Genomic DNA, 14162 nt, shown 5'->3' with positions numbered 1-14162 from the left:
ATGATTTTGTGGTTGTCAACAACTTACCAGCAGGCTTATGCTATTACCCATACGTACTAACGGGCATGTGTCCCTAAGCACCCCTGATCGAAACTACACCGTTTCCTCCCGTATACGAGGACTACGTTACTGGTTTCTGCTGCTGACTATCTGGACAGGATCAACAGCAAAGGCACGGGCTTCACTACTGGCAGGGGATGTCGCCTGGGCTGGTTGTAGCATCATCAATCTTCCTGCTGCTGACGAGGGTGGTACGCAAATCCGCCTTGAGATAAACAGAAAAAAAAGTACCTTCTCTGCCCCTGATGTCTCGTCGGACTTCTCCGGTTATAGAACGACCCGCCTACTAAGTGGTACGGCAACGGCTACCGGGGCCGTCTCCTCCCCGGTGGCGATAACGGGTAGAAAGACCGAGCATGTGTCGGCCAGTCCTGTCGGTACACCTATCGGAAACGCTCCTCCCGATCCGATTTTGCTCCGAGGACCCTATTTGCAGAATGCCAGTTCAACAGCGATGACTCTACGCTGGCGAACGGATGTGCCCTCACAGGGTGTCGTACGGTACGGTACGTCGGCCGATGCATTAACCGGTATGGTCAGTGAGTTAACGCCTACAATTGACCATGAAGTTCGGCTAACCGGTCTGAACCCTCAGACTCAATATTTCTACTCGATTGGTACGTCTGTTCAGGTGCTGGAAGGGGGCTCTACGAACTATTTTTACACATTTCCCCCGGAAGGGACGAGCAAAAAGGTGCGTATCTGGTCACTGGGTGATTTCGGCATCGGTTCAACGCGACAGACTAGTGTTAAGAACCAGATGAAAAACTACCTCGCCAGCCAGGGTGATCCTTATGTCGATCTGTTTCTCTGGTTGGGCGACAATGCGTACGGTGAAGGTACCGACGGCCAATATCAAACCAACGTTTTCAATCGAGATCCGGTAACAGCTCCCTGGTCGTATGGCTACGAGAAAATCATGAAGCAATCGCCGATTTTTGCAACGCCGGGGAATCACGATTATGGGAATGGCAATACCGGCTTACGCCGTAACCTGGCTATTCCCTATTATGACATCGTCACGAATCCAACCCAGGGTGAAGCGGGGGGCGTACCATCAGGAACCGAGTCCTACTATTCGTTTAATTATGGACAGATTCATTTTGTCAGCCTGGATTCAGACCGCTATGAAGATGCGATGTCAACCGAACGATTCGTGGAGAATAAGCCGCAGATTAGTTGGCTGAAACAGGACTTAGCGGCTGCCCAGGCCAATCCGCATATCAAATGGATTATCGCGTTCTGGCATCATCCTCCGTACACCCGGGGCACACACAATTCGGACACAGATAGTCAGTTGACCGACGTGCGGGAGAATCTGTTGCCGATACTGGAGCAGTACAAAGTAGATCTCGTCATGAATGGCCACAGTCACGTTTATGAGCGCACCCGGCTCCAGAAAGGGAATTATGGTGCCAGTACAAGCTACAACCCGGCTGTTCACAACCCCGAAGCGGGAAGCAACGCTAACTCGTCAGGACGCTTTGATGGATCAGCCAATTCCTGCTACTACTTCAAAAGCCGTCAATCGAGCGGTAACGAAGGAACGGTTTATGTCGTCAATGGACACGGTGGCGCATCGGGCGGGCGACAGGCCGCGTGGCCATTGGCGCAGATGGCCTCGGCGTATGATGAAACGTCGGGCGGGTCAATGTATCTGGAAATCGAAGGGGGTATATTAACGGCGAAGATGATTGCGGGTGCTAACGGAATGGTGGTTGACCAGTTCACGATTGTGAAAGATGCGGATAGTTTTGCGATCCCCGCTTCGACCACCGTCAGTAGAGCGGCCACTTGTGAGTGTACCGATAAAGCAGACAATAAAACGCACTACACCGATGCTAGTCTCAACAAGCTGCTGTCCATTCAGAAAAATGGACAGACTATTGGGACCGTGGGCGATGGCACCTTTGAATTGAACGTTTTGGGGGTGGGAGCTACCCGGATCGCCGTGAATTCGCCGGCTAACTACGTCTCTACGCCGGGAGGGTGGGTGACCATGAATCGCCATTTCACCCTGAGGCCGACAACGGAGCCTGCCAGTCCGGTCAACGTATCATTCTATTGTCAGCAAGCCGATGTCGAGGCCATCAATGCCCTGCTTACACCAGACCTGACAGCCAACCAGTTGTATGCGTTTCATATGAATAACGTGTCAGCAGCTAATGTAAACCCCAGTAGTGGTCAACATAACGTTCCACTGGCCGCTACGTACGATGCTGATGGCGCATTCATTTATAAACCGGGTAGTAATGCATCCGTTACTACCTGGAAATACACGTCCCTGGGTAATGACAACTATCAGGCCGAAACGGTGGTAGCCAGACTGTTCGGTGGAGGTGGCCTGGGTGGACCAAACCCAATAGCGACCCCGGACCTGACTCCAGTGCTTTACGCGCGGCCAACCGCTGTGTATGGTCCTTCAGACATCAGTGTGGTCGTCGATGTGATAGAAACAAATGGCGTGGCCAGCAGCGGATTAATTACGCTGAAGATTACTCAGGACAGCAACCTGCTGCTGAGCCTGCCCACCAGCGCTACGAGTCTTGGCGGTCGGCAGGTCAATAACGATGTCTGGCAGTTAAGCGGTCCAGCGGGCGGGTATTACGTTCTCTCCACCAACCAATCCGTCGCAGCAGGTAACCGGTTAAGCGTAGGCTTGCTGGGAAGCTTCCGTTCCGGAGCCAGTACGGGTGGTTTGAGCGTGAGTGGTACGTTGCTGGCGGGGAGTGGTGGCGAACAAAAGCTGAACAACAATGTGGATGCTGACAAGATCGATTACTTCCAGCAGTAACAAAGGGATGCCACTAGGCTCCTAAGACGAACTGGCCCTTCAGACCAATCTCTTTTTCTCATAACTATAAACCAACTAAGCAGCCTATACTAACTTAACTTCCTATTACGCGTTATCCTGGTAGCCAGCTCGTTCGCAGGCTACGCAAAACAAATTAGTAACGTCCCATCTGTCTATGCGTCCGTCAATGGAATTATAGGCTAAGTAAGGGTAAAAAAGTCTTAGAAAATCAGGCAAGTACGTATGGAAAATAAAACAGTTCCCGTTTGGTTTATCACCGGGTGTTCGACTGGCTTCGGACGAGAATTAGCCAAATTAATCCTGGCCAGAGGTTGGAAGGCCGTCATTACCGCCAGGCAGATTGACCAGGTGAACGATCTGGCGGAAGGTTATGCCAACTCGGCTCTTGTCTTGCCTCTCGATGTAACCAGGAAAGAATAGGTGGCTACGGCCATAGCTAAAGCGCAGGAAACCTTTGGCAGGATCGATGTACTCGTCAACAATGCAGGTTATGGCTACTTTACCAGCATTGAAGAGGGGGAAGAGGAGAAAATCAGAGCCCAGTTTGACACTAATTTTTTCGGTCTGGTCCATATGATTCAGGCGGTATTGCCCGTAATGCGTCAGCAACGTAGTGGACATATCATCAATTTTTCGTCCATTGGGGGTTTAGTTGGTTTTACCGCTACGGGCTATTACCACGCCACCAAATTTGCCGTGGAAGGCTTGTCGGAATCGCTTTCCAAAGAAGTAGGTCCTCTGGGTATTACCGTATTGCTGGTAGAGCCAGGGCCTTTCCGTACCGACTGGGCCGGACGTTCTACCGCTCGCACGGAAGTGCAACTGGACGATTATAAAGAGAGTGTGGGTGCCCGAATGGCCGCCAGCCTGGAAGGCAGTGGTCATCAAAAAGGAGATCCCGTCCGGGGGTGTGAAGCCATCATTCAAGCCGTCGAAACCGCTTCTCCTCCGTTACGCCTGTTGTTAGGAGAGATGGCCTATAAACTGGCAATGGAGAAAGCCGACTCGATGAAAGCGAATTTCAGCGCCTGGAAAGACTTGACGCTCAGTGCCGATTTTCAGGAATAGGTAGTCTAGGAAAGATGCCGTTGGGTCTGGGGAAATTATCCAGGCACAATGGCATTGCCCCTGAATCAATTTTAGATTCATTTATGGTTTTCCAAAACGGATGGCTCGACAGGTAGTAACTTCAGCAGTCCTGATCTGTATGCTTCGGGAAGTTTTACGGCCGGAATACGCTCAACCATCTTGACTAATCTTCGCTAGGAATGACCAAGGCCCGTGTAACCGGATCCCGGTAATCAGCCGTTTGGCGACAATATGTTTTGATTGCCGCACTAATGACTAAAAAAGCCTTTACTGGAGTAGTCATAGCAACGCCCGTTTAGAGGGTTACTGGCTTACCTGGAAAGTCACAAAGGACGATTGAAAAACTTCGTCAGAACGAATAAACAACCAACCTGTAGCTCCTTGTCTTTATACCAGGGCTTACCGATGCTTCCACATCGGTGGGTTAGCCGCCGACTGGGTAGACAGGACAAAACGCTTGATCAAATCGAGGCTAAATCCATTCCTCATTTTCCCGTTGTGACCGTAGTCTTACATACAATAGCTGACTTTAGGCTATTTTCTTAAAATCATGTAAATGCACGAACCGCAGGGTCTTGTCCACTAAACGTGCCTGTTGCCAGACCGGACCGATCCCGCTATGGTCTGGATGCAACCAAATGGTTTCGCCCTGGCCAATAAAGCCCTTGATGTGATCGATTGGATTGGCAGGATCATCGATCCATTCGGTATCCAGCAAGGCTTTATAGCCAATGGTGAACTGTTCGATGGAGGTGTTGGGTTGCTGTCTCATTGAAGCGGGGCTTTGCGAGCAGCTAGACCGACAACGTAGTAGATTCGAGGTCGGAGAAGGGACTCAGTGGATACTGATGTGAGTATAAGCCAATAGTAGCCGGTTAGGTTCGGATCGATGAGTAAATAAGCCGTATACGCACAAAAGATATTGGCCGCTTTCCCCACCGACGTACCACAGAGCACTAATTTAAGCACCTTCTTAAACCAACATCCTCTTGTCAATCAACCAGCGACTATCAACCCAACATAAGAATATCGGCTTGTTGTGGCTATAAATGGAAAAAATCTGTTACAGAATAAGGACAGCTTACCCGGCTTCTGATCTCCCTGTTGAACCCAGCTCGTATGGCAAACTTTGAAACCGTCATCTTAATCCTCGCCATCCTGATTGGCTTGTCGGCCATCGCCGATAAAATCAAGCTGCCCTACCCGATTCTGCTGGTGGGAACGGGCCTGTTGATCGGGTTTGTGCCCTTCTTGCCCAATCTGGCTTTAGATCCTGATGTAGCACTAATCATTTTTCTGCCTCCGCTGCTTTACGACGCGGCCTCCAAAACGGCTTGGCAGGAGTTTACCCGCTCCATTCGGCCCATCACTACCTTGGCCGTAACGCTGGTGTTTTTCACCACAATGGCCGTTGCTGTAGCGGCACACTACGTAATTCCAGGCTTTAGCTGGCCACTGGCCTTCGTGCTGGGGGCCATCGTCTCGCCCCCGGACGCTGTGGCTGCCAACAGTATTATTAAAGGGCTGGGACTTAACAAACGGGTGATTGCCATTCTGGAAGGAGAAAGTCTGCTTAATGATGCCTCCGCCCTGGTGGCATACCGTTACGCCGTAGCCGCCGTCATGACCGGTAGCTTCGTGCTCTGGGAGGCCAGTCTGCAATTTTTGGTTGTGGCCGGAGGGGGGCTGCTGATCGGTGGCGGACTGGGTTGGTTGATGACGGTAGCGCTCCAGCGCATAACCAGCGCGACGATCCAAACCAGCCTGACCTTATTGGCTCCGTACCTGGCCTACTTGGCCGCCGAACACGTTCATGCATCGGGTATATTGGCCGTCGTCAGCGCCGGGCTTCTGATCACCCGTCGCACCCCGGAGGTGTTTTCGCCCCAGGCCCGGCTGGAATCCCGAGCCGTCTGGGACACCGCCATTTTTTTACTCGAGGGGGTTGTATTTATTCTAATTGGTTTGCAGTTGCCGGCCATCGTGGCAGATCTTGGCGGGTACACGACGGGAGAACTGGCGCTGTATAGCGTAGTGGTGAGTGCCGTTACGATACTCATTCGAATCCTTTGGGTATTTTTTAGTTCATACTATCCGCATCTGCTGGGCTGGTCCAAGCGGACCACCATTACCGGTTCTGTCAACGACGAGCATTCAAACCAGGTTGACTGGCGAAATGTGTTGATTGTGGCCTGGACCGGAACGCGGGGGGTTATTTCGCTGGCAACGGCGCTGGCACTGCCGCTCTCGCTGGAAGGTGGTCAGTTGTTCCCGCAACGTAACCTAATTCTCTTTCTAGCCTTCGTGGTGATCCTGGCTACGCTGGTGCTACAGGGGCTGAGCTTACCCCTGCTGATCCGGCTGCTGGGCGTGAAACCCCAGAACGATCAGGCGCGGGAAGATCAGGCGCTTGAGTTCCTACTGGCCAGCCGGGCGCTGGGCTACCTAGAGAATGACTTTCCGATGCCCTTACCGGGTCACTTGAAACAAACCCTGGCCCGGCGGTATCAACTTGTAGTCAACGAACTCGGCGCTACACTACAGGAAGCGGAATCAGGTTCCAAGCCAGATGACGAGCAATCCGTAGTGGGCCAGATGCTGGCGGCAGAGCGAGCGCTGGGCAACTATCAGCAGGCCTTGCTGGTCGAGCTGGCCCGAGACAATCGCTTTAGTGATGACGTGCTTCGGACGGCTGAACGGCGGTTGGATCTGAAAATGGCCCGCCTGGATGCATCGGAGCAAGCCGCTGGAGAATAAAGCCCTTTCCGGCGATAAGGGCAACGGCAGGTCGTGGTACCGGCACTCATCACGCTGCCCGTAACGTGTCTTTTCGTTGAACCCGTTGTGCTCACCCATTTTCCCTATCCTACACCCGTGCCAGTCTTGAACAGCGTATGTTCAATCAAAAAAGGTGAACAGATACACGAGCGCATAGGCGTAGTGCTCTCTAAGGTAGTCTTTCAATAGCCGCAAGGCCTTGGTAATATGCTGTTCAACTGTCTTTTCCGAAATCGTTAACTGTTGGGCAATTTCCCGGTTTGAGTGACCTTTACGGCTTGAGACAAAGACTTCCTTGCATTTGGGAGGTAGCAATTGAAGGCCTTGCTCGTAACGCTGCTGTAAATCAGATGTGAGAAGTGGCTGATCCGTAGACTCCGTGAATTGCTCACGCTGCGTTTCCCATTGCCCATAATAGTGCTGGCGAGTGTATTCTTTACGATAATGCGAAATGATGAGGTTTTTAGCGCTGGCGAATAAATAAGCGCGACTTACCTGGATGGCGTTTGTATGCCGTTGCTTCCAGATACTGATGAACAACTCCTGCACAATCTCCTGCGCGGCAAACCGATCATTTACCTTGCTGAACGTGTAATTGAACAAAAGCCGAAAATAACAATCGTAAAGTTCAGCAAATGCTTTTTCGTCGTTGACGGCGCTGGTTGGGCCAAACGTATCTGTATCGGAATAGGTGGTAGATGTTTCGCTCATAACCGGGTTTTCCTACGTCCGTTCGATTGGTTGATCTATTTTCTTACAAAAATCAGTCTGCTCGTTCGTTTAATCACTCTCTACCCAGTTAAGTAATCGTACGCTTTTTTATACTACTAATAACAAATATTTAACAGTATTTCTGACCGTTGTTAGGGCGACCTAAAATGAGAACGTACGACAAGCAGACCGAACCATACCGTTTACTTGCACCAGCCAGTCAGATAACTCTGTTGAAGGAGCACAGAATTACCTGACCGGCCAGTCGTAGGCTAACTGAATAGCGTCTAACTCAGGGCGTTCCGGCAGAAAGCCACACATTTTTTCACTTCAGCTACCGCATTTGATCCAGCTGGTATCTGGTACTCCAACTCCACCGTAGCTGGAAAGGTGTACTTCTGCTCCCGCATCAACTTTAATACCTGAAGTAAGGGTGTATCGCCCTGGCCCCAGGGCAAGTTGCCTTTGCCGTGGTCGGCCGTTTGGCGGTCTTTGATATGCATGCTGGCAATACGATCGTGCTTCTGCTTGATAAATACCAGCGGGTCGGGATTACCTGCAGCTACGTAGTGTCCTAAATCGAAGTTGATCGCATTGGCGGGTGATTGAGACAGAGCAGTATCCCAGAACTTAGGCGTTTGCTGTTCATGGCCGTGATATGCTACTTTTATCCCATGTTTTTCGGCCATTTTACCCAATTTGAGCGTATGAGCATCGTTGGATGGATGTTCGAGCGTGACCTGATTGGCGCCCACCAGTTTGGCCGCCCGCATGCCATAGTCAATCTCAGCATCCGAATTTTGTATGCCAAATGCATCGGGCTTGAATCCGTAAATTTTTACACCTGCCTGGTTGAACATCTTACGCACCTGTTCAAACTTCGCCATGGGTGCCGAAAGTCGCCATTTCGCTACTTCTTCCCGATACGCTTTTGTCTGGGCATCCGCATCAGCCAGTTGTTTCTTCTCGTCTTCAGTTAATTCCTGCTTCTCGCGTCGTTTCCGCATCAGCGGAAAAATAGTCTTCATATCAACCGTATTTTTAGGAGCACCCGCAAACGACTCGGCAGGCCCACCCATCAACTCAACAGCGCTGATGCCACTGTCCAATACGTATTGCAGGGTTGCTTCGGCACTTTGATCGGGCATATCCCGAAACGAATACGTAATGGCGCCAATCTGTACGCCGTCGATCAGTGAATTTGGCTTATCTCCCAGCGACCGGATCAGAGCAGGTACACCGAAAAGTTTGTGGCTACCCATAACCGCTCCTGAAACGAGTGCTGCTGAGGCTCCCAGGAACTGACGGCGTGTTGGTTGGTTTTTCATAGTATAGGGCAAGGTTTACTTTCTGAATTTATCCAGGGTTAATCTCCCAAAAATAACCCGTTAAAACAATATTTTTTCCTACAGACCTACAAATTCGACAGAGCAATAAGCAACAAACACAGATAGACCTTGATTTGATGAGGTAGGTTCTTAAACCTGCCCGACGCCCGTTACGCGTTCATTCAGCCATTTTGGTTTATGCTCCAATACGTTCGAATAGATCGCGCAGTCGGCGGAGTGAGCACCGGGCAGATACCCAATACTCATCAGAAACTCGTTGACAATTTCACCACCCGTGAAGCGAAACGTTTTTTTGAACAGCTTCACCCACTCGGCCTTTGTTTTGGGATGGTGTAGTTCCAGCCATTTTTCAAACGAGCCATGTTCTTCCTGTAAGCGAAGGATCGTTTTCGCATTTTCGATGGCAGCGTTAATTTTCAGTCGGTTACGAATAATTCCCGGATCTGCCATGAGCCGCTCCCGGTCAGCGTCGGTGTAGGCGGCTACGGTTTCCAGGTCAAAATTATCGTAGGCTTTTCGGAACGTAGCTTCTTTTTTCAGGATGGTTTCCCAGCTCAGGCCGGCCTGGTTGATTTCCAGAACCAGTCGGCAAAACAGCTCGTTGTCGTCATGAATAGGAAAGCCATACAGCTGATCGTGATACGCTTTGTGTAGGGCTTTACGCTCTTCGGGCATGGAATCGATGGCGCGGCAATAGGACATAAATTGGTTTAGTTTGCGTGCTAAATTAAGGAATACATCCGTAGCCACATTCAACCCCTATAAGTTTATTGGACTACATAAGATTCTCTTACAGAATGAGTTTTTATGCGTACGAATTTCGAAACGATCGCCTATCTGAGCGATGGCAATCCCAGGCAACAGAAAGCGTATCGGCTGTTGACCGAAAATCATATTCTGGAAAAGCTCGAACCCTTTGCGCCACTATTGGTAGGGACTATTCCCATCAACATCGATATTGACACCAGTGACCTCGACATTATCTGTTACTGGACTGATCGACAGCAGTTTTATACCGCCGTAGCAGAGAATTTCAAGCAAGAAAAAGGATTTAGTATTCGAGAATCTTCTACGCCGGATTACGACGTTGTAGTAGCTACGTTCAGGATCGATGACTTTGAGCTTGAAATCTTTGGTCAGAACATTCCCACCCGACAACAGATGGGCTACCGGCATATGCTCATCGAACACAAATTGCTTACCGAACGCGGAGAAGCCTTTCGACAGGAAATCATTGCGCTAAAACGACAAGGCTATAAGACCGAGCCCGCCTTTGGCAAATTACTCGGACTTGGCACCGATCCCTATGCTGAGCTACTGGCTTTTGAAACTACCTGACAGCTAGCAGGTACAGTAGCCTATACTACTCAATTAGCTAAAATCCTTCAATTAAACGCCTGCCGAAACTCAATCGGTGATACGTTCGTCTTACGCTTGAAGATTTTGTTGAACGATTGCGGGTGCTCGAAGCCAAGTTGGTAAGCGACTTCGGCAGTGGTCAGGCCGTGGGTGCTCAATAACTCTTTTGCCTTTTCAATCAGCTTGTTATGGATATGTTGCTGAGTATTTTGTCCCGTCAGCGAACGTAGCATATCACTCAAATAACGGGGTGATACGTTCAACTGATCGGAAATGTGTTGCACCGTTGGCAAACCCTCTGTCAGTGTTTTCTGGTTGTCGAAATAGTCGGCGAGTAAGGCTTCCAGTTTTGTGAGTAGGTCGTGGTTCGCGGCTTTGCGGGTAATGAACTGGCGGTTATAAAACCGGTTACTGTAGTTGAGCAATAATTCAATTTGCGAGACAATCACATCCTGACTGTACTGATCAATAGGCAATAACAGCTCTTCGCCGATGCTCCTGAACACGCCCATGATCGTCTCTCTCTCCTTCTCCGAAAGATGCAGCGCTTCGTTGCTGGAATAGGAAAAGAAGCCATAGTTTTTGATGGTTTTTCCCAGCGGATACGGACGAAGAAAATCAGGGTGAATCATGAGCGTAAAGCCGTCGTAATCACCGCGCGGTTCGGCTTCTGAAATCAGCTGATTTGGTGAAACGAAGCAGAGTCCGCCCTCATTGAAATCGTAATAGTTCTGGCCATATCTTGCCCTACCGGTATAATGTTTCTTGTACGAAATCTTGTACATATTCGTCACTAATCCCTTTTGCAACTCCGTCGTGTCCGCCGTCATATCCTGATAATTACTCAGGCTTACCAATGGATGCAGCGGCTTGGGCAAGCCCAGTGCTTTGTGTAACTCAGCAACAGAATGGAAGATGTACGGTGGCTTTGTTTCTTTGTTCATACGTCCTAATTATTTTCTGTCATGCTGACGAAGGAAGCATCTTCTGTATCTTAACTGATTGCTACTAGCGAAGATGCTTCCTTCGTCAGCATGACAGAAACTACAACGTTGCCATGTCAATCACAAAACGATACAACACATCCCCTTTCAACATCCTGTCGAACGACGTGTGAATGTCTTTAATGTTAATCAGCTCAATATCAGACACGATGTTGTGTTCCGCGCAGAAATCCAGCATTTCCTGGGTTTCCGGCAAGCCGCCTGCTCCCGAACCCGACACGACTTTATTACCCGTAGCCAGCGTAAAGGACGAAAGTTGCCAGGGTTCAGCAGGCATACCGACGTTGATATAAACGCCATTGGTTTTTAAAAGAGCGAGGTACGAATTAAGATCATGATTGGCAGCCACTGTATCGATAATAAAGTGAAACGAACGTAGCGCCGACTTCATCTGCTCCTCATCTTTCGTGACCACAAAATGATGCGCTCCCAGCTTTTTAGCGGCCTCCTCCTTATTCGGCGATGTGCTCAGCACGGTTACCTCAGCACCAAATGCTACGCCAAATTTCACGGCCATGTGACCTAAGCCACCCAGACCAACGACCGCCAATTTATGCCCCTCTCCCACTTTCCACCTACGTAATGGCGAATACGTCGTGATACCCGCACAGAGCAGTGGTGCCACCGCAGCGAAGTCTAGTTTTTCGGAAACATGGTGCGCAAAATCTTCATTCAGGACGATGTTGTTGGCATAACCACCATAGGCAGGCATACCGTAATGATCCCGATTGTTATAGGTCACAACCGGGCTTACGTTGCAAAATTGTTCCTGACCGTTTTTGCAGTCTTCGCATTCCCGGCACGAGTCGACCATGACACCTACGGCGGCCCGGTCACCGATGTTGAATTTCGTTACGTGACTACCGATTTGCGCAATGATTCCGACAATTTCATGACCGGGCACCATCGGAAACAGGCCGGGAAACCATTCGTTACGTGTCAGGTGAATATCGGTGTGGCAAACCCCACAATAAGCAATGTCAATCAATACGTCGTGCGGACCAATATCCCGTCGTTCAAAATTCCAGGGTGCTAAATCGGTTTCAGCACTTTGGGCAGCATAACCTTTCGAGTGAATCATAATCGCTGTTTCAATTGTATGATCACAAAGGTATTGACTGGCTAAACCTGAACTGTAGCCAAATTGCCGGATGTTGTAGCCAAAATGAATTGGCTGAGAGCTTCGACAAATCGGGGCGCCGAAGCGGTTTAGAACTTTGTCGAATCTCTTGGGTAGGAACCAACAGGCTGAATTTGACCAACTCTTACCGATTTGAAAGTTTACTCAGGGCTTCCGTTGTTGAATTCACAAAGTTGATGTGTCCAGCTTTGTTACTTTCAACCATAAACTCTCGAATGCTTTTACTCGTGTACTGTCCGAAATCACCAATGATCGCCAGACGAACCCGATAATTTGAAAACTTCTGAAGGATTTCACCCGCTATTCCGGTCTTCAGATCAAAGAAATCAGGCATAATATTTTTCTCGTGAAGGATGATACTGTCGAAGTCCTGGTAATACAAATTACCTAATAAATCCAGGCCATCTTCCGCCGTTTTGATGACAATGGCATCTGAAATTACCTCGGCAACTCTTACATCACTTAGCTGGTGAGTTTCAATGTTCATTGGCGAAAAAATCAATCTACTTTTTTCATTTCTTTCCACTGCTGATCCTGAAAAACAGCAGACGGATCAAAATTAGGATTATTGCTCATGATGAAACTACTACCATCGCTTCGACTCCAGGCATGATTGTAGCCTGATGTCAACTCGACTTTCCCGGTTGCGTCCTGGTAATTTTCAACCTCGCGAATGGTTTTGATAAAATTCGTGTGCATGCGATCCTGCGAATTTTGGTGCGCTTCCCAACTCCTCATCTCCGAATTCATCGCCTGTAATCGGTCATTCCCCTTACGTATCGCGGCCTCGCCCATGGCCCGTGTCTGCTCGTCCATCAGTCGTATCCGACCAATGTGAGCTACCTGTTTTCGCTGCCGGGCGTCTTTCCAGAATTTATTTACGGCATCGCTCCAGGAAGGATTCGTTCGGATGCTACTCATTATCACACTAAACTGATGTTCAGCCTGTTCCTTGTCGTTTTCGGGATATCTGAACACGATACGTTTCGTTATCTGTGTGGTATACATTTTATCAGACGTACCGTTGTAGGTGTTCGGCACATTCGTTTCCAGTACGTTTGTCCCCAACACGATGAAGCCATTAGTGCCGTCGGGCCAGCGAACCTGGGCGTTGATGGCGGTTTGCCGAAACTGCATATCGCCAGCCCCGTATTGCCGTAGCTCGCTCATCGATTTCTCGTTCGATTGCTGCATCTGCTCCACCACCAACGGGTTTTCGTCCACCCTGACAATTTCCGGATTGCCTAACTCCTGTGGAGCAAACACCTGTTTTACATATTGTTCAGCATCCAGGGGTTCTTTCAGCGCACAATTGGGCGACGAAAACCCATTGGTCTGGTAGAATTGCATCAATTGCGGATTCGAATTCCAGATATAGATCAGATCGGGATACGTTTCCAGCTTGTATTTTCCATCGGCCGACCGGGCTTTCATCCAGCTAAACGTGCCCTCGCACGACGAACCCGGATTGTTCCAGCTCACCGCTCCTTCGTGCGTCCAACCCTTGGGAAGCAAAAGACTATAGGCTTCGGCCGGTTGCGTAAAACCCACCTTATCGATCATCCGAACCCGTTCGAAAAGTAGATAGTCATTACCTTCCTGAAAATTCCCGCTCAAAGACGTTGACGATTCAGAACTGTTTCCGGCATTGTCGGAACAACTGGCAAGGGCAAACTGAACGCCGAGTAAAATGACCCAATGGAAAGACTTGTGCATAAAGGATGATTAAGAGTGGACGTAGTATGTCAATCGTAAAGGCACCCTGCCTGTCATAAATGGCAAACCCGACGTAACATTGCAGACAAGGTTTTGCGGAACGCATCGCCATAAAAAATTCGCGGCACCTACCTTCGTAA

At 49.5% G+C, this 14162-nt stretch carries 11 protein-coding genes and 1 pseudogene; 4 read left to right on the top strand and 8 right to left on the bottom strand.

The features are described from left to right. Positions 1-37 precede the first annotated feature (37 nt). Together IC230_RS23090 and IC230_RS23085 are read left to right on the top strand one after the other, a co-directional pair. Positions 38-2854 carry a purple acid phosphatase family protein gene (locus tag IC230_RS23090; RefSeq protein ID WP_191041422.1) on the top strand — a complete coding sequence of 939 codons (2817 nt, stop codon included), beginning with the start codon at positions 38-40 and terminating at the stop codon, positions 2852-2854. Positions 2855-3097: 243 nt separating this feature from the next. Further along, a pseudogene (locus IC230_RS23085) lies at positions 3098-3943 on the top strand (oxidoreductase). A 550-nt stretch (positions 3944-4493) separates the two neighbouring features. On the opposite strand, the gene IC230_RS23080 reads toward IC230_RS23085, so the two are convergent. Further along, a complete protein-coding gene (locus IC230_RS23080; RefSeq protein ID WP_191041421.1) occupies positions 4494-4736 on the bottom strand; it encodes a hypothetical protein in 243 nt (80 codons plus the stop codon). Positions 4737-5083: 347 nt separating this feature from the next. Here IC230_RS23080 and IC230_RS23075 point away from each other — a divergent pair, with 347 nt between their 5' ends. Beyond that, positions 5084-6721 (top strand): Na+/H+ antiporter, encoded by a 1638-nt coding sequence (locus tag IC230_RS23075; RefSeq protein WP_191041420.1) that lies wholly within the window; start codon positions 5084-5086, stop codon positions 6719-6721. A gap of 141 nt (positions 6722-6862) precedes the next feature. Here IC230_RS23075 and IC230_RS23070 read toward each other — a convergent pair whose 3' ends face one another. The 3 genes from IC230_RS23070 to IC230_RS23060 form a co-directional block, all read right to left on the bottom strand. After that, positions 6863-7453 (bottom strand): RNA polymerase sigma-70 factor, encoded by a 591-nt coding sequence (locus IC230_RS23070; RefSeq protein ID WP_191041419.1) that lies wholly within the window; start codon positions 7451-7453, stop codon positions 6863-6865. 287 nt (positions 7454-7740) lie between these two features. Next, the gene (locus IC230_RS23065) at positions 7741-8781 is read right to left on the bottom strand and encodes a sugar phosphate isomerase/epimerase family protein (RefSeq protein WP_191041418.1); all 1041 of its coding nucleotides are present in this window, start codon (positions 8779-8781) and stop codon (positions 7741-7743) included. 150 nt (positions 8782-8931) lie between these two features. Then, the gene (locus IC230_RS23060; RefSeq protein ID WP_191041417.1) at positions 8932-9504 is read right to left on the bottom strand and encodes a DNA-3-methyladenine glycosylase I; all 573 of its coding nucleotides are present in this window, start codon (positions 9502-9504) and stop codon (positions 8932-8934) included. 105 nt (positions 9505-9609) lie between these two features. On the opposite strand from IC230_RS23060, the gene IC230_RS23055 reads away from it, so the two are divergent. Continuing rightward, positions 9610-10140 carry a DUF4269 domain-containing protein gene (locus tag IC230_RS23055; RefSeq protein ID WP_191041416.1) on the top strand — a complete coding sequence of 177 codons (531 nt, stop codon included), beginning with the start codon at positions 9610-9612 and terminating at the stop codon, positions 10138-10140. Positions 10141-10187: 47 nt separating this feature from the next. Here the strand turns inward: IC230_RS23055 and IC230_RS23050 are convergent, their stop codons facing one another. The 4 genes from IC230_RS23050 to IC230_RS23035 all read right to left on the bottom strand — a co-directional run bounded on the left by IC230_RS23050 (position 10188) and on the right by IC230_RS23035 (position 14022). After that, on the bottom strand, positions 10188-11105 hold the full coding sequence (locus IC230_RS23050) for a helix-turn-helix domain-containing protein (RefSeq protein WP_191041415.1): 918 nt from the start codon (positions 11103-11105) through the stop codon (positions 10188-10190). A gap of 100 nt (positions 11106-11205) precedes the next feature. Continuing rightward, positions 11206-12246, bottom strand: a complete 1041-nt coding sequence (locus IC230_RS23045; protein WP_191041414.1) for an NAD(P)-dependent alcohol dehydrogenase — start codon at positions 12244-12246, stop codon at positions 11206-11208. A 184-nt stretch (positions 12247-12430) separates the two neighbouring features. After that, positions 12431-12793 (bottom strand): DUF4180 domain-containing protein, encoded by a 363-nt coding sequence (locus IC230_RS23040; RefSeq protein WP_191041413.1) that lies wholly within the window; start codon positions 12791-12793, stop codon positions 12431-12433. Between the two features lie 11 nt (positions 12794-12804). Beyond that, positions 12805-14022: a hypothetical protein gene (locus IC230_RS23035; protein WP_191041412.1), complete on the bottom strand. Its 1218-nt coding sequence runs from the start codon at positions 14020-14022 to the stop codon at positions 12805-12807. Between the last annotated feature and the right edge of the window lie 140 nt (positions 14023-14162).

The sequence above is a fragment of the Spirosoma validum genome, assembly GCF_014699035.1.
GTDB lineage: Bacteria > Bacteroidota > Bacteroidia > Cytophagales > Spirosomataceae > Spirosoma > Spirosoma validum.
The sequence above is the reverse complement of the archived record's forward strand: the minus strand, read 5'-3'. Positions and strand labels throughout refer to the sequence as shown.